This is a genomic window from Actinophytocola sp. KF-1 (genome assembly GCF_054661535.1).
The window spans coordinates 226,265-241,963 of record NZ_BAAFVK010000011.1 but is presented as its reverse complement, the minus strand read 5'-3'; the positions used below and the strand labels follow the sequence as shown (position 1 = coordinate 241,963).

Here is a 15,699-nt window from a genome sequence, read left to right as displayed (position 1 = left end):
CTCCTGCGCAATGCGACGAGGGGAGAGTCGTGAACGTCCTGTCTGTGGATCTCGGCACATCGAACACGGTTGCCGTGCTGTCCGCGCACGGCAGGCCGCCGCGGGTGGTGGACGTGGACGGGGCGTCCATGATGCCGTCCGCGGTGTTCGCCGCCGAGGACGGGAACCTCGTGGTCGGCCGCGACGCCGAGCGCCGCGCACGCCTCGACCCCGCCCGGTTCGAACCCAACCCGAAGCGCCGTGTCGACGAGGGCACGCTGCTGCTCGGGGACCAGGTCGTGCCGGTCACCGACGCGCTCGCGGGCGTGCTGCGCCGCGTGATCGACGAGACGTCCCGCCAGCTCGGCGGCAAGAAGCCCGACGAGGTCCGCCTGACCCACCCCGCGCAGTGGGGCCCGGTCCGCCGCAACGTGCTGCTCTCCGCCGCCCGCCAGGCCGGTATGGGCTCGAACCTCGTGCTGGTGCCCGAGCCGGTCGCCGCGGCCGCCCACTTCGCCTCCTTCCCCGGCCAGACGCTCGCGCCCGGGCAGGCGCTCGCCGTGTACGACCTCGGTGCAGGCACCTTCGACGTGGCCATCGTCGGCGCCACCCAGAACGGGTTCGTGGTGCTGGCGGAGGCCGGGCTCCCCGACCTCGGTGGCCTGGACGTGGACCAGGCGTTGCTGGAGCACGTCGGCCGCCAGGTGTCCATGCGGGACCCCGGCCGCTGGCAGAGCCTGCTGCGTCCCATGTCGACGGGGGACCGGCGGGCGCAGCGCGCGCTCCGCGAGGACGTGAAGGCGGCCAAGGAGTCGCTGTCCCGGCACCCGCAGACGGAGGTGCCGCTGCCGGAGCCGTTCGACGACGTGCTGGTCACGCGCGTCGAGCTGGAGGCGCTGATCCGGCCGGGCATGCTGCGCAGCGTCGAGCTGCTGGCGGGCACCATCCGGTCCACCGGCATGACGCCCGACCGGCTCGTCGGCATCTACCTCGTCGGCGGCTCCAGCCGCATCCCGCTGATCGCGACGCTGATCGCCGAGCAGCTGCGGGTCGTGCCCACCTCGCTGGACCAGCCGGAGACGGCCGTCGCCCTCGGCGCGCACCACGTGCCGCAGGAGGGCATCACGCTGCGGACCAGCGACATCAGCAGCACCATCGAGGACGTCCAGCGCACCAGGCAGGTCGTCGCGCCGCGCACCGGCGGGTTCAACGCGGGCCCGCCGAAGCCGCCGCCACCGCCCCCCACCGGGGGCACGCCTGCGCAGAACCCGTTCCCGAACAGCGGCCCGCAGCGGGTGCAGGGCCCGCCGAGCACGCCGACGCCGGTGCCCGTGATGTCCGCCGGCCCCGGGCCGACGCAGTACCCGGTGCAGCAGCAGCCGCAGCGCAAGGGTTCGTCGAACAAGCCGTGGTACATCGCGACGGCCGTGGTCGCGGTCGTGGTGATCGCCGTGGTCAGCATCATCATCGCGACGTCCGGCAGCTCCGGTGACACCGTCGCGGGCGTCGACTGCGGGGACCGCAAGGCCGACGGCACGGGCATGAGCGAGTGCATGCGGAAGGTCGCGGGCGCGGTCGCGGAGAAGAACGACTGCACCTCCGGCGCCGCGGCGGCGGGCGGCACGCCGATCGAGACACCCGGCGCGACCGCGTCGACCTGCGAGCTCGACGAGACGCACACCGTCATGTACATGCACTTCGCGGCGGACAGCGAGTCCGGCTCCGACACCGCCAAGCAGTACATCGACAGCCTCGTCAAGCAGCTGGAGGGCATCGGCGGCGGCGACCCGAAGCAGGGCGACTGGGAGGGTGGCGACCTGACCGGCACCTACGTCGCCATCGACATCGGCAGTGGCAGCGGCATGATCGTGTTCGCGGTCAACGACTCCCCGATCGCCGGGGTGCTCATGAACGTCGACATCGGCGGCTCCGGCGACATCGACGACCTGCTCGACTACTTCGACCAGCACGTCAAGCCAGGCGGTGACGGCGGCGGTTCGTGAGTCCGGCGGGTCCGGCCACACAGGACCGGCGCGCATGGCAGCATGCTGCTGACCAGTCAGGTGCGAGGGGAGAGTCGTGGCCGTCCTGTCGGTTGACCTCGGTACGTCCAACACGGTTGCCGTGCTGTCCGCGCACGGGAGGCCGCCGAGGGTGATCGAGGTGGACGGGTCCGCCACGATGCCGTCCGCGCTGTTCGCCGACGACGACGGGAACCTCGTCGTCGGGCGGGACGCCGAACGGCGGGCGCGGCTGGACCCGGCCCGGTTCGAACCGAACCCGAAGCGCCGTGTCGACGAGGGCACCCTGCTGCTCGGTGACGTGGTCGTGCCCGTCACCGAGGCGCTCGGGGCCGTGCTGCGCCGCGTGCTCGACGAGACGTCCCGCCAGCTCGGCGGCGCCAAGCCGGACGAGGTCCGCCTCACCCACCCCGCGCAGTGGGGACCGGTGCGCCGCAACGTCCTCCTCGCCGCCGCCCGGCTCGCCGGGATGGGCACGAGCCTGGTCCTGGTGCCGGAACCGGTCGCCGCGGCCGCGCACTTCGCCTCCTTCCCCGGGCAGCAGCTCGCGCCGGGACAGGCGCTCGCCGTGTACGACCTCGGCGCGGGCACCTTCGACGTCGCGATCGTCGCGGCCACGCAGAACGGCTACACCGTGCTCGCCGAGGCAGGGCTCCCGGACCTCGGTGGCCTGGACGTGGACCAGGCGCTGCTGGAGCACGTCGGCCGCCAGGTGTCGATCCGCGACCCCGGCCGCTGGCAGAGCATCCTGCGCCCCGAGTCGACCGGCGACCGGCGGGCGCAGCGCGCGCTCCGCGAGGACGTCAAGGCCGCCAAGGAAGCGCTCTCGCGCCACCCGCAGACCGAGGTGCCGCTGCCGGAGCCGTTCGACGACGTGCTGGTCACGCGCGTCGAGCTGGAGGCGCTGATCCGGCCCAGCCTCCTGCGCAGCGTCGAGCTGCTCGCCGCGACCATCCGGTCGACGGGCACGACCCCGGAGCGGCTCGTCGGCATCTACCTCGTCGGCGGCTCCAGCCGCATCCCGCTGATCGCGACGCTGATCGCCGAGCAGCTGCGCGTGGTCCCGTCGAGCCTCGACCAGCCGGAGACGGCCGTCGCGCTCGGCGCGCACCACATCACGCCGGAGGGCGTCAGCCTCCGCACCAGCAACATCGGACCGCAGGCGCCGCCGACGGGTGGTTTCCACCAGCCGGTCATGCCGCCGCCGATGCCGCAGCAGGCGCCGCAGCAGCCCGCGCAGCAGCCGCAGCCCGCACCCCTCGGGCCGGTCCCGGGACCGCCCAGCGTGCCGACCCCGGTCGCCGCGCCGCAGTCACCCCCGGTCGGCAACCCCGTGCTCGGGCCGCCGAGCACGGCGTTCCCCGCGCAGCCCCCGGTGCCCGCGGCCGCGGGCGGCTCCGGCAAGCGCAAGGTCCTACTGGGCGTGGCCGCGGTCGTCGTGCTCGCGATCGCCGCCGTCGGCGCCGTGTTCCTGCTGCGGCCGGACAGCGACCTGCCGACCGCGGAGAGCTGCCGCCAGAAGGGCGATCCCGACAGCACCGGGTTCACGACCTGCCTGCGGCAGCTCGCGGGCGCGGTGGCCGACAGCGGCGACTGCGAGCCGGCCGAGGAGGACACGAAGGCGGACGTCACGTGCTCGCTGACCGACAGCTACCAGGTCAGCTACGCCCACGTCGCGTCCGTGGAGGACGCGCAGAAGCTCGCCAACGCCGAGCTGGGCGACATGACCGACGGCGACCACGTCGAGGCCGAGTGGAAGGGCAACGGCCTGGACGGGCGCTGGCGGGCGGGCGTCACGGGCGGCACCGGCGTGCTCGTGTTCACCGTCAAGGACCGGCCGCTCGTCGGCTGGCTGTCCAGGACGGAACTGCGTGCCTCGGACGAGTTCACCCCGGACACGCTCGGCGACTACTTCGCCGAGCACGTCCAGCCGGGCACCTGAGCTAACGCCGGTTCCGCAGCACCATCACCCCGACCACGATCGCGGCCACCAGGACCCCGATGACGGCGATGTCGAGGAGCACCGACTCGAGGCCGGTCGGTTCGAGGTCGACCATGACCGGATTCTCCCAGACGCCGGCGTGCTCGTAGGCTGGCACCGATGCGTATCACGGTGTTCCGCAAGCTCATGGCCCAGGAGTTCGGCGACGTGCGGGCCGACATGCTCGCCAGGGACCACGTCTTCAGCTCGCTGGGCGGGCGCACGGTGGACCAGGCCCTGGAGGCCGGGGTCGAGCCGAAGGAGATCTGGCGGGCGGTGTGCGACGCGTTCGAGGTGCCACCCGAGCGGCGCTAGGGAGTGCGGCGACCGGTGTCACAGCACAACGGCGTGTCGGCGTCGGCTCGAACAAGCGTTCGGCTAGCCTGTTGTCCACAACCGGGTGAGTTGTCCACAGGTCGGGCCCCTCAGCCCAAAATTGTCGGTGCTTGCCGTTAGCGTCGCCGGCGTGAGTGCAAAGCGGTCTAAGAACAGTCAAGGTGGATCCCAGATGGCACCAGCAGCACCCGATCGCGCGAAGGCGTTGGAACTGGCCCTCGCCCAGATCGACAAGAACTTCGGCAAGGGCTCGGTCATGCGCCTCGGCGACGAGGGCCGGGCACCGATCGAGGTCATCCCGACCGGCTCCATCGCGCTGGACATCGCGCTGGGCATCGGTGGCCTCCCGCGTGGCCGGGTCGTGGAGATCTACGGCCCCGAGTCGTCCGGTAAGACGACCGTCGCCCTGCACGCCGTGGCCAACGCGCAGCGCAACGGCGGCATCGCGGCCTTCATCGACGCGGAGCACGCGCTCGACCCCGAGTACGCGAAGGCGCTCGGCGTCGACACCGACGCCCTGCTGGTGTCCCAGCCGGACACCGGTGAGCAGGCGCTCGAGATCGCGGACATGCTGATCCGCTCCGGCGCGCTCGACATCCTCGTCATCGACTCCGTCGCGGCGCTCGTGCCCCGCGCCGAGATCGAGGGCGAGATGGGCGACAGCCACGTGGGTCTGCAGGCCCGCCTGATGAGCCAGGCGCTGCGGAAGATCACCGGTGCGCTCAACGCGTCCGGCACCACCGCGATCTTCATCAACCAGCTGCGTGAGAAGGTCGGCGTGATGTTCGGCTCGCCGGAGACCACGACCGGTGGCAAGGCGCTGAAGTTCTACGCGTCCGTGCGCCTGGACGTCCGCCGCATCGAGACGCTGAAGGACGGCGGCGAGGCGGTCGGCAACCGGACCCGCGTCAAGGTCGTGAAGAACAAGGTCGCGCCGCCGTTCAAGCAGGCCGAGTTCGACATCCTGTACGGCAAGGGCGTGTCCCGCGAGGGTTCGCTCATCGACATGGGTGTCGAACACGGCATCGTGCGCAAGTCCGGCGCCTGGTACACGTACGAGGGCGACCAGCTCGGCCAGGGCAAGGAGAACGCGCGGAAGTTCCTGCTCGAGAACCCGGACATCGCCAACGAGATCGAGAAGCGGATCAAGGACAAGCTCGGTGTCGGCGCGAAGCTCGACGCCGACGCCACCGAGCCCGCGCCCGCCCCGGTGGACTTCTAGCCGGTGGCAGGCCGTCGAGGAAGCCGGAGGCCGACCGACGACGCGGTCTCCGGCGCGGACCAGCGCGCCCCCGAGCCGCCGGAAGACCCGGTCCAGCAGGCGAAGGAGATCTGCCTGCGCCTGCTGACCGCACGTCCCCGGACGCGGGCCGAGCTGGCGCAGGCGCTCGCCCGCAAAGGGGTCGAGGGGGACGTGGTGTCGCAGGTGCTGGACCGCCTCGACGAGGTCGGTCTGATCGACGACGCCGCGTTCGCCGAGGTGTGGGTCCGGTCGCGCCACAGCTACCAGGGGTTGAGCCGCCGCACGCTGGCGATGGAACTGCGGCGCAAGGGGGTCGCGGACGAGTCCGCCCAGGAGGCCCTCGCCACGGTGGACTCCGACGCGGAGGAGGAGCGGGCCCGGGCGCTGGTGCGCAAGCGCCTGCGGTCACTCGGGGACGCCGAGGAGGCCGTGAAGGTCCGCAAGCTCGTGGGGATGCTGGCCCGGAAGGGCTACGGCGAGGGCCTCGCCTACCGGGTGGTGAAGGACGAGGTCCGCACCTCCCTGCTCGACGACGCCCTGTGACGGTGCGCCGCATGGCCACGGCGCGCGCCGCCGACCTGTTCGCGCGCCGGTGACGGCACGCCGAGGACCGTGAACGCCCGGGGGTTCGCCGCGTTCCTCACCGTCCGGGACGACGAGTCCGACGACGCGCGGGCCCGTGCGCACCACGCGCACCTGCGTGCCGGGCGGGTGGAGGTGGCGTGCCGGGCCGGGTTCTGGGCCGGTGTCATCCGGGACAGGACAGTCGCGGGATGAGCACCGGCCGGTCATGCGGGGCAGAGACGGGAACGTGGTTGCCCGGGTTACTCATGAGTATTTCCGCTGCGGCGCGCGTTTTGCCTGGTGGCGCTCGCCGGCGCAGTGTCCTCACGCGACGATGGAGCGCGTTGCCGGGGAACGTTCACCGAATCGCAACCTGCCTGCGAGTGGCGCTCTTGGCTTCGTTCCCGGGTTCTTCTTGATCGATCGCGTGATTTGGGCCATGTGTTTAGGCCCGCCTAACTATGCGTTGCATTCTGTATGCAATGCGTTCTTCTAAACACCGCCACCGCGCGAATTCGGCTCCACCACGCCGAATTCGCGACGACGGCACGGCCGTTCTGCGGCCCCCGCGCGCGGGGAGTACGGTCTCCGGTTGGTGCCCTCGGTGGGCGTGCCTCAGGACACCTTGTGCGCAGGCCGCCCACCGGCGCTTTCCCAGCGTGTGGTACTTCTCCTCTTGCCACCGACGGCACAGTTGGCGGCTCGGCGGTCGCCTCCCGTGGCGGCGCCGCCGGAGGTGGGCAGACCGCAGGAAGGTGCCGACGATGCCGACCCATCGCGCACCGGGTGTGACACGCGGAACGCCGCCGCTGGCACAGATCGCGGTTAGTCTCTGACAAACAAATCGTTCCGGAGTCGAGGACAAACAATGAAGGCAGGCGTCGGTGCCCCCGAACGGGCGCAAATAACCGAGCGCACGTATCGGACCGACCGTTGGTGGGCCTACCCGCTGAGTACTGGTGGGATCCTGCTGTTCTTCACCGCGTACGCGCTGGTCCGCTACTTCATGAACGACTACTACTGGGCGGCGGAGGAGCACTACCTCACGCCCATGTACTCGCCGTGCGTCAACGAGGCGTGCGTGCCGGGCTCCAGCCACTTCGGTGAGTTCATCCCGACGTACCCGTCGTGGATCCCGATCGGGATCATCACCTTCCTGGTGCTCCTCGGTTTCCGGGCGACCTGCTACTACTACCGCAAGGCCGCCTACCGGTCCCTGATGTTCTCCCCGGCCGCGTGCGCGGTGCCGGAGCCGGCCAAGAAGTACTCCGGCGAGCGCAAGTTCCCGTACATCCTGACCAACGGGCACCGGTACTTCTTCTACGCCGCGCTGATCTTCGCCTGCATCAACGTCTACGACGCCGTGCTCGCCTTCCACGGCAAGGACGGCGGCATCGGCATGGGCCTCGGCACGATCATCATCCTGATCAACGTGGCGTTCCTCGTGCTGTACACGCTGTCCTGCCACGCCTGCAGGCACATCATCGGCGGCAAGCTCAAGCACTTCTCGAAGCACCCGATCCGCTACCGCTACTGGCAGTTCGTGTCCAAGCTCAACCCGCGGCACGGCCAGTTCGCCATGATCTCGCTCTTCACGGTGATCTTCACGGACGCGTACATCATGGCGGTCGCCGCCGGCTGGATCACCGATCTGCGGATCTTCAACTGAGGGACTGAGAAGGAACCATGGTTCAGGTTCAGGTCGAGCGATTCGACTACGACGTCATCGTCATCGGTGCCGGTGGCGCCGGTCTCCGCGCCGCCATCGAGGCCCGGCAGCAGGGCAAGAAGACCGCGATCATCTCCAAGTCGCTCTTCGGCAAGGCCCACACCGTCATGGCCGAGGGCGGCTGCGCCGCCTCGATGGGCAACGTCAACGAGAAGGACAACTGGCAGGTCCACTTCCGCGACACCATGCGCGGCGGGAAGTTCCTCAACAACTGGCGGATGGCCGAGCTGCACGCCAAGGAGGCGCCGGAGCGCGTCTGGGAGCTGGAGACCTACGGTGCGCTGTTCGACCGCACCAAGGACGGCAAGATCAGCCAGCGGAACTTCGGCGGCCACACCTACCCGCGCCTCGCGCACGTCGGTGACCGCACCGGCCTCGAGATGATCCGCACCATGCAGCAGAAGATCGTCTCGCTGCAGCAGGAGGACTTCGCGGAGTTCGGCGACTACGAGGCCAAGCTCAAGGTCTTCGCCGAGTGCACCATCACCGAGCTGATCAAGGACGGCGACCGCATCGCGGGCGCGTTCGGCTACTGGCGCGACTCCGGCAAGTTCGTGCTGTTCGAGGCACCCGCGATCGTGCTGGCGACCGGCGGCATCGGCAAGTCCTTCAAGGTCACCTCGAACTCCTGGGAGTACACCGGCGACGGCCACGCGCTGGCACTGCGCGCGGGCGCGACGCTGATCAACATGGAGTTCGTCCAGTTCCACCCGACCGGCATGGTCTGGCCGCCGTCGGTGAAGGGCATCCTGGTCACCGAGGGCGTCCGCGGTGACGGCGGCGTGCTGAAGAACTCCGACGGCAAGCGCTTCATGTTCGAGTACATCCCGGACGTGTTCAAGGGCCAGTACGCGGAGACCGAGCAGGAAGCCGACGGCTGGTACGCCGACCAGGACAACAACCGCCGCACCCCCGACCTGCTGCCCCGCGACGAGGTCGCCCGCGCGATCAACTCCGAGGTCAAGGCCGGCCGCGGCTCACCCCACGGCGGCGTGTTCCTCGACATCGCGAGCCGCCTCCCCGCCGAGGAGATCAAGCGGCGCCTGCCGTCGATGTACCACCAGTTCAAGGAGCTGGCGGACGTCGACATCACCGCGCAGCCCATGGAGGTCGGTCCGACCTGCCACTACGTGATGGGTGGCGTCGAGGTCGACCCGGACACCGCGTCGTCGATCGTGCCGGGCCTGTTCGCGGCCGGTGAGGTCGCGGGCGGCATGCACGGCTCCAACCGCCTCGGCGGCAACTCGCTGTCCGACCTGATCGTGTTCGGCCGTCGTGCGGGCCTCGGCGCGTCGGAGTACGTGGACTCGCTCGACCAGCGGCCGAAGATCTCCGAGTCCGATGTGGACACCGCGGCGGAGCGGGCGACGAGCCCCTTCGACTTCCCGGCAGGCGGCCAGGCGGAGAACCCGTACACGATCCACGCCGAGCTGCAGCAGTCGATGAACGACCTCGTCGGCATCATCCGCAAGGAAGAGGAAGTCCAGCAGGCGCTGGACAAGCTCGAGGAGCTGAAGGCCCGGGCGAAGAACGTGGCCGTCGAGGGCGCCCGCGCGTTCAACCCGGGCTGGCACCTCGCGCTCGACCTGCGCAACATGCTGCTCGTCAGCGAGTGCGTCGCGAAGGCCGCGCTGCTGCGCACGGAGAGCCGCGGCGGTCACACCCGCGACGACTTCCCCGGCATGGACGCCAAGTGGCGCAACACCTTGCTGGTGTGCGAGGCCTACGACGACGGCGCGAAGGTCACGCCGAAGGAGCAGGTGCCGATGCGCGAGGACCTGCTCGAGCTGTTCGAGCTGTCCGAGCTGGAGAAGTACTTCACGGACGAGGAACTGGCCGCCCACCCGCAGAGGAGTGGAAAGTGAGTTACAAGGCCAACTTCAAGGTGTGGCGCGGCGACACCGACGGCGGCGACCTGCAGGACTACGTCGTCGAGGTCAACGAGGGTGAGGTCGTCCTCGACATCATCCACCGCCTGCAGGCCACGCAGGCGCCGGACCTCGCCGTGCGCTGGAACTGCAAGGCGGGCAAGTGCGGCTCGTGCTCCGCGGAGATCAACGGCATGCCGCGGCTGATGTGCATGACGCGCATGTCGGTGTTCTCCGAGTCGGAGACCATCACCGTCACGCCGCTGCGCACGTTCCCGGTGATCCGCGACCTCGTCACCGACGTGTCGTACAACTACCAGAAGGCGCGGGAGATCCCGGCCTTCGCGCCGCCGAAGGACCTCGGCCTCGGCGAGTACCGGATGAAGCAGCAGGACGTCGAGCGCTCGCAGGAGTTCCGCAAGTGCATCGAGTGCTTCCTGTGCCAGAACACCTGCCACGTCATCCGTGACCACGAGGAGAACAAGGAGCACTTCGCGGGTCCGCGTTTCCTCATGCGCGTCGCCGAGCTGGACATGCACCCGCTCGACCAGGCGGACCGCGTGCGCGAGGCGCAGGACGAGCACGGTCTCGGGTTCTGCAACATCACCAAGTGCTGCACCGAGGTGTGCCCCGAGCACATCAAGATCACCGACAACGCGCTGATCCCGATGAAGGAGCGCGTGGTCGACCGCAAGTACGACCCGGTGGTGTGGCTGGGCAACAAGCTGTTCCGCCGCAGCGGCAGCCGCCACTGACACCGCAGTCCACACGGGAGCCGCACGAACGTCGTGCGGCTCCCGTGCTTTCTGTTCAGCGCGGGCAGGGCACGCCGTCGCGGAAGGCGACGGCCGAGGCGATCGCCTGGTCGAGGCGGTCGCGGGTGTCGATCAGTTCGTGCACCTGCCGGTCGATGCGGGCGCGTTCGGTGTGCAGCAGCTCCAGCACGCCGTCGTGCACCTCGTCGTTGTCGAAGCACGGCAGCAGCTTGACGATCGTCTTGCTCGACAGTCCCGCCTGGTACAGCTGCTGGATCCACCGCACGCGGGCGACCGCCTTCTCGCCGTAGTGCCGCTGGCCGCTGGGGCTGCGTTCCGCGGCGAGCAGACCGTTCTCCTCGTAGTACCGCAGCGCCCGCACACTCACCCCGGCCCGCGTCGCCAGCTCTCCGATGCGCACAGTGGCTCCCGTCACCTTGCCTCTGACGTCAACGTCAGGTTTTAGCGTAGTCGTCATGAAGATCGATGACTCCGTCGCACTCGTCACCGGCGCCAACCGCGGTTTCGGCAGGCACTTCGCCGAGCAACTGCTCAGGAGGGGCGCCGCGAAGGTCTACGCCACCGCCCGCCGCCCGCACCTCGTCGACCTCCCCGGGGTGGAGGTGCTGCCCCTGGACATCACCGACCCGGCCTCGGTCGCCGCGGCGGCCAAGGCCGCGCAGGACGTGACCCTGCTGATCAACAACGCGGGAGTGGCGACGATGCAGAACCTCGTCACGGGCGACCCCGCCAAGATCCGGCTGGAGATGGACACCCACTACTTCGGCACCCTGGAGGTCGTCCGCGCGTTCGCCCCCGTGCTGGCCGCGAACGGCGGCGGGGCGATCATGAACGTCCTGTCGGCCCTGTCCTGGAGCGTCATCGACGGCGCCAACGCCTACGCGGCGGCGAAGGCCGCGGCGTGGAGCATGACCAACGCGGTCCGCCTCGAACTCGCCGCCCAGGGCACGACGGTGACCGGCCTGCACCTGTCCGCCACGGACACCGACATGGTGGCCGCGTTCGACATCCCCAAGAACGACCCCGCCGAGGTGGTGGCCACTGCCCTCGACGGCCTCGAGGCAGGACTGCCCGAGGTCATCGCCGACAGCGACACCGCGGCGGTCAAGGCCGCGCTCGTGGGCTAGGCGGCTTTCCTCGCCACCAGGAACGCCTGGTCGGTCAGCTCGCCCTCCTGCGCCTCGCGGACCGTCGTGACCCGCACCGGCGCGCCCGCGGCGGCCAGGAGCGCGGCCATCCGGTCCGGGCGGCGGCGGTGGAAGACCAGGTCCAGGTCGTGGCCGAGGGCGGACGTCAGGTGGCGTGGCTCGTCACCCACCTGGAACCCCAGCATGAGGTGTCCACCCGGCCGCAGCACGCGCGTCAGCTCCGACAGCGCGGTCGGCAGCAGGTTGTCCGGCACGTGGATCGTCGAGTACCACGCCATCACACCGGCGAACGTGGCGTCCGCGTGGGGGAGCGCCAGCATCGACGCCTCCGCGAAGTCCACCCCCGGGCACGTCCGGCGGGCGACCGCCAGCATGCCGGGTGAGAGGTCCACGCCCCTGATGTCGGCGCCGAGGCCGTGGAGGCAGGCGGTCGCCAGGCCGGTGCCGCAACCCACGTCGAGCACCGGTCCGTCCACGAGCGACGCGAACATGGCGAGCACCGCCCGTTCCACGGGCTGGCGCGCCATCTCCTCGAGGCCGTACTCGTGGTAGTCGGCGGCCACCCGGTCGTAGGAGGACCGGGTGGCCGCCAGGAAATCAGTTGCCACCGGCCGCGCCACCCGCGCCACCGGCACCCGCGTCTCCGATCAACACCACCTGCTGCGCCTTGGCGCCGCCGTCCGCCAGCTCGATGTGCTTCTTGCTGCGCCGCTCCCGCTTCTGCAGGTAGTTGGCGAGCCAGGTCAGCAGCAGGCACAGTCCGATGTAGATCGCGGCGACCACCAGCGCGGTCGGCACGAACGGCCTGCTGAACAGCCCGTCGCCGCCGATGCGCTGCGCGAACCGCAGCAGCTCCTCGTAGGTGATGAGGAAGCCGAGCGCGGTGTCCTTCAGCAGCACGACGAGCTGGCTGATGATCGTCGGCATCATCGACCGCAGCGCCTGCGGCAGCAGGATGAGGACCATCACCTGCGTCTTGCGCATGCCGAGCGCGTACGCGGCCTCCGACTGCCCGCGCGGCAGCGCCTGGATGCCGGCACGGAACACCTCGGCGAGCACCGAGCCGTTGTAGAGCATGAGGCCCAGCACCACGGCCATGTACGGCGACATCTTGATGCCGACCGACGGCAGGCCGTAGTAGAACAGGAACATCAGGATCAGCAGCGGGACGGCCCGGAACAGCTCCACGACGAACGTGGACACCATCCGGATCGGCTTGTGGTCCGACAGCCTGCCCGCGGCGAAGATCGCGCCGAACAACAGCGCCAGCACGGCACCCAGGGCGAACGCCTGCAGCGTCGCGAGGACCGCCGCGATCAGGTCCTCCTGGATCTTCGTGTACTGGATCCACTCCCACTTGCGGGCCGTGAACTGGCCGCTGTCGTAGAAGCGCCAGCCGACGTAGGCGACGATGCCGACCAGCACCAGGATGCCGAGGACGGCGAAGACGCGGTGACGCGCGCGGGCGCGGGGCCCCGGCACGTCAAAGAGGACATTGCTCATGACCGCTCCTCGCAGGCTCCGAGCGTTCGAGGACACCGATGGTTCACTCCGCGAGCTCCGTTCACCGTGCGACGCTCCAACGCTTCTCGAGGGTCCGCTGCATCAGCGTGAGCACCATGACCAGGATGATGAAGCCCAGTGACACCCACAGGAGGCCGACCAGCTGGTTCTCACCGTCGTCCGAGAGCACGGACCGGATCCGGCCCGCCTCCGCGACGGAGAAACCGGCGGCGATCGTGGTGTTCTTCAACAGGGCGATCAGCGTGCTCACCAGTGGCGGCACCACCGACCGCAGCGCTTGCGGGAGGATGATCTGCGACAGCGACTGGCCGAACGTCAGGCCGAGCGCGCGGGCGGCTTCCGCCTGGCCGAGCGGCACCGTGTTGATGCCGGAGCGCACGACCTCGCAGATGAACGCCGAGGTGTACACCGAGAGCGCGACCACCGCGGCGGTGAAGAAGGACATCTCGATGATGTCCAGGTACGGGTAGGCGAAGACGAAGAACAGGAACACCAGCGTCAGCGGCGTGTTCCGCACGACCGTCACGTAGAGCGTGCCCGCGGCGCGGAACACCGGCACGGGACTGACCCGCAGCATCGCCAGGAACACGCCGAATATCAACGACGCGACACCGGCAAGCAAGAACAACTCGATCGTGGTGAGGAAGCCGTCGCGGAACAACGGCCAGTAGTCGATCAGTATGTTCATCGGGCCTTCCCCGCTGGTGGTAGTGGTATGACAGTGGGTGGCCACCGACGTGCGGTGACCACCCACCATCAGGGTCGGATCAGTAGCGGTCGATCGTCGGCTTCTCGGCCTTCGAGCCCGACTTGCCGAGCGTGCTGTCGTAGATGTCCTGCCAGGTGCCGTCCTCGAGGGCGGCCTCCAGGATGTCGTTCACCTTGTCCCGCAGCGCCTTGTCGTCGTGCGGCAGGCCGACGCCGTACGGCTCCTCGGAGAAGGTCTCACCGATGACCTTCAGGTTGTCCGGGTCCTGCGACGCGAAGCCCTTGAGGATGGCGTCGTCGGTCGTGACCGCGTCGACCTCCTTGGTCAGCAGCTTGTCGACGCACTGCGAGTAGCCCTGGAACTCGACGATGTTGCCCGGCTCGGTCAGGTTCTCGTCGCGGATGCGCTGGATCGGCGTGGAGCCGGTCACCGAGCAGACCTTCTTGCCCTTGAGGGTGTCCTTGCCGGTGATCGAGGAGTCGTCCTTGCGGACGAGCAGGTCCTGGCCGGCCACGAAGTACGGGCCCGCGAACGAGATCTGCTGCTTGCGCTTGTCGTTGATCGTGTAGGTGCCGACGTAGTAGTCGACGGTGCCGTTGGTGATGGCGGCCTCACGACCGGCGGACTGCACGGTCTTGTACTCGATCTTGTCCTCGCCGAAGCCCAGCTTGGCGGCGATCAGGCGCGCGATCTCGATGTCGAAACCGGAGTACTCGCCCGTGGTCGGGTCCTTGTAGCCGAGACCGGGCTGGTCCTCCTTGACACCGATGACGACCTTGCCGTTCTGCTTCATGCGGTCGAACGTCGGGGAGCCCTCGACCTTGACGTCGGTCTCCACCGCGGCCGTCGTCGACGGGCCACCACCGGTCACGTTGTCGGACGGCGCGCCCTCTTTGCCGCACGCCGTCAGGGCGAGGCCACCGACCAGCAGCCCGATCGCAAGGGTACGAACCCTCATTGCCACTTCACTCCTGCTCTAGTTGGTCACGCGGCGCGGGGCGAACACGCCGCTTCGGGTCCTCAGTGTGTGAGGATCTTGCCAAGGAAATCCTTCGCCCTGTTCGACTTCGGCGCCGAGAAGAACTCCTTCGGGGTGGAGTCCTCGACGATCTCACCGTCCGCCATGAACACCACCCGGTGCGCCGCGTTGCGCGCGAAACCCATCTCGTGGGTGACGACCAGCATCGTCATGCCCTCGTCCGCGAGGGTGGTCATGACGTCGAGCACTTCGTTGATCATTTCGGGGTCGAGCGCCGAGGTCGGCTCGTCGAAGAGCATGACCTTGGGCTTCATGGCGAGCGCCCGCGCGATGGCGGCCCGCTGCTGCTGACCGCCGGAGAGCTGAGCAGGGTACTTCTGCGCCTGGTTGGCGATGCCCACACGTTCGAGCAGCTCCATCGCCGTGCGCTTCGCCTCCGGCTGCGCGACCTTGCGCACCTTCACCGGCGCGAGCATCACGTTGTCGAGGATCGACTTGTGGGCGAAGAGGTTGAACGACTGGAAGACCATCCCGACGTCCGCGCGCAGGCTCGCCAGCTCCTTGCCCTCGGCGGGCAGGGGCTTGCCGTCGATCTCGATCAGACCGGAGTTGATCGGCTCGAGGCGGTTGATCGCACGGCACAGCGTCGACTTGCCGGACCCGGACGGCCCCAGCACCACGACCACCTGTCCGCGCGGCACCTCGATGTTGATGTTCTTGAGCACGTGAAGCTGGCCGAAGTACTTGTCCACCTCCACCATGCGGATCATGGGGGTGTCGGTAGCCGCTTCGGTCATCAATCCTCCAACGTGCGCGGGTACGCCAGGCGTGCTGAGGGTAGC

At 69.3% G+C, this 15,699-nt stretch carries 16 protein-coding genes; 10 read left to right on the top strand and 6 right to left on the bottom strand.

The window, feature by feature from the left end; all coding sequences use genetic code 11:
* The first annotated feature begins 29 nt into the window (after positions 1 to 29).
* The 9 genes from ACYQ77_RS31105 (at position 30) to ACYQ77_RS31065 (ending at position 10,476) form a co-directional block, all read left to right on the top strand.
* Complete coding sequence (locus ACYQ77_RS31105) at positions 30 to 1,982, top strand: Hsp70 family protein (RefSeq protein WP_459717412.1); 1,953 nt, start codon at positions 30 to 32, stop codon at positions 1,980 to 1,982.
* A gap of 76 nt (positions 1,983 to 2,058) precedes the next feature.
* A complete protein-coding gene (locus ACYQ77_RS31100) occupies positions 2,059 to 3,942 on the top strand; it encodes an Hsp70 family protein (RefSeq protein WP_459717409.1) in 1,884 nt (627 codons plus the stop codon).
* A 159-nt stretch (positions 3,943 to 4,101) separates the two neighbouring features.
* Positions 4,102 to 4,296, top strand: a complete 195-nt coding sequence (locus ACYQ77_RS31095; protein ID WP_459717407.1) for a DUF3046 domain-containing protein — start codon at positions 4,102 to 4,104, stop codon at positions 4,294 to 4,296.
* 193 nt (positions 4,297 to 4,489) lie between these two features.
* Entirely contained in the window at positions 4,490 to 5,539 is a 1,050-nt protein-coding gene (recA, locus tag ACYQ77_RS31090; protein WP_396106120.1) for a recombinase RecA, read from the top strand.
* Between the two features lie 3 nt (positions 5,540 to 5,542).
* On the top strand, positions 5,543 to 6,103 hold the full coding sequence (recX, locus tag ACYQ77_RS31085) for a recombination regulator RecX (protein WP_459717404.1): 561 nt from the start codon (positions 5,543 to 5,545) through the stop codon (positions 6,101 to 6,103).
* 69 nt (positions 6,104 to 6,172) lie between these two features.
* Positions 6,173 to 6,337, top strand: a complete 165-nt coding sequence (locus tag ACYQ77_RS31080; protein WP_459717401.1) for a hypothetical protein — start codon at positions 6,173 to 6,175, stop codon at positions 6,335 to 6,337.
* Positions 6,338 to 6,992: 655 nt separating this feature from the next.
* The gene (locus ACYQ77_RS31075; protein WP_459717398.1) at positions 6,993 to 7,793 is read left to right on the top strand and encodes a hypothetical protein; all 801 of its coding nucleotides are present in this window, start codon (positions 6,993 to 6,995) and stop codon (positions 7,791 to 7,793) included.
* Between the two features lie 17 nt (positions 7,794 to 7,810).
* Complete coding sequence (locus ACYQ77_RS31070) at positions 7,811 to 9,718, top strand: fumarate reductase/succinate dehydrogenase flavoprotein subunit (RefSeq protein ID WP_459717395.1); 1,908 nt, start codon at positions 7,811 to 7,813, stop codon at positions 9,716 to 9,718.
* Positions 9,715 to 10,476: a succinate dehydrogenase/fumarate reductase iron-sulfur subunit gene (locus tag ACYQ77_RS31065; RefSeq protein ID WP_459717394.1), complete on the top strand. Its 762-nt coding sequence runs from the start codon at positions 9,715 to 9,717 to the stop codon at positions 10,474 to 10,476. Before ACYQ77_RS31070 ends, ACYQ77_RS31065 begins: the two co-directional genes overlap by 4 nt.
* A gap of 55 nt (positions 10,477 to 10,531) precedes the next feature.
* Here ACYQ77_RS31065 and ACYQ77_RS31060 read toward each other — a convergent pair whose 3' ends face one another.
* Positions 10,532 to 10,897 carry a MerR family transcriptional regulator gene (locus tag ACYQ77_RS31060; RefSeq protein ID WP_459717391.1) on the bottom strand — a complete coding sequence of 122 codons (366 nt, stop codon included), beginning with the start codon at positions 10,895 to 10,897 and terminating at the stop codon, positions 10,532 to 10,534.
* 55 nt (positions 10,898 to 10,952) lie between these two features.
* On the opposite strand from ACYQ77_RS31060, the gene ACYQ77_RS31055 reads away from it, so the two are divergent.
* Positions 10,953 to 11,624, top strand: coding sequence for an SDR family oxidoreductase (locus ACYQ77_RS31055; protein WP_459717390.1), 672 nt, complete (start codon positions 10,953 to 10,955; stop codon positions 11,622 to 11,624).
* On the opposite strand, the gene ACYQ77_RS31050 is transcribed toward ACYQ77_RS31055, so the two are convergent.
* From ACYQ77_RS31050 to ACYQ77_RS31030, 5 genes are all read right to left on the bottom strand, one after another.
* A complete protein-coding gene (locus ACYQ77_RS31050) occupies positions 11,621 to 12,253 on the bottom strand; it encodes a class I SAM-dependent DNA methyltransferase (protein WP_459717387.1) in 633 nt (210 codons plus the stop codon). The two genes, ACYQ77_RS31055 and ACYQ77_RS31050, sit on opposite strands and share 4 nt — an antisense overlap.
* The gene (locus ACYQ77_RS31045) at positions 12,243 to 13,148 is read right to left on the bottom strand and encodes an amino acid ABC transporter permease (RefSeq protein WP_459717385.1); all 906 of its coding nucleotides are present in this window, start codon (positions 13,146 to 13,148) and stop codon (positions 12,243 to 12,245) included. The genes ACYQ77_RS31050 and ACYQ77_RS31045 overlap by 11 nt, the downstream gene beginning before the upstream one ends.
* Positions 13,149 to 13,209: 61 nt before the next feature.
* On the bottom strand, positions 13,210 to 13,857 hold the full coding sequence (locus ACYQ77_RS31040) for an amino acid ABC transporter permease (protein ID WP_459717383.1): 648 nt from the start codon (positions 13,855 to 13,857) through the stop codon (positions 13,210 to 13,212).
* A 79-nt stretch (positions 13,858 to 13,936) separates the two neighbouring features.
* Positions 13,937 to 14,836: a glutamate ABC transporter substrate-binding protein gene (locus tag ACYQ77_RS31035; protein ID WP_459717381.1), complete on the bottom strand. Its 900-nt coding sequence runs from the start codon at positions 14,834 to 14,836 to the stop codon at positions 13,937 to 13,939.
* Between the two features lie 62 nt (positions 14,837 to 14,898).
* Positions 14,899 to 15,627 carry an amino acid ABC transporter ATP-binding protein gene (locus ACYQ77_RS31030; RefSeq protein WP_459717709.1) on the bottom strand — a complete coding sequence of 243 codons (729 nt, stop codon included), beginning with the start codon at positions 15,625 to 15,627 and terminating at the stop codon, positions 14,899 to 14,901.
* Positions 15,628 to 15,699 lie beyond the last annotated feature (72 nt).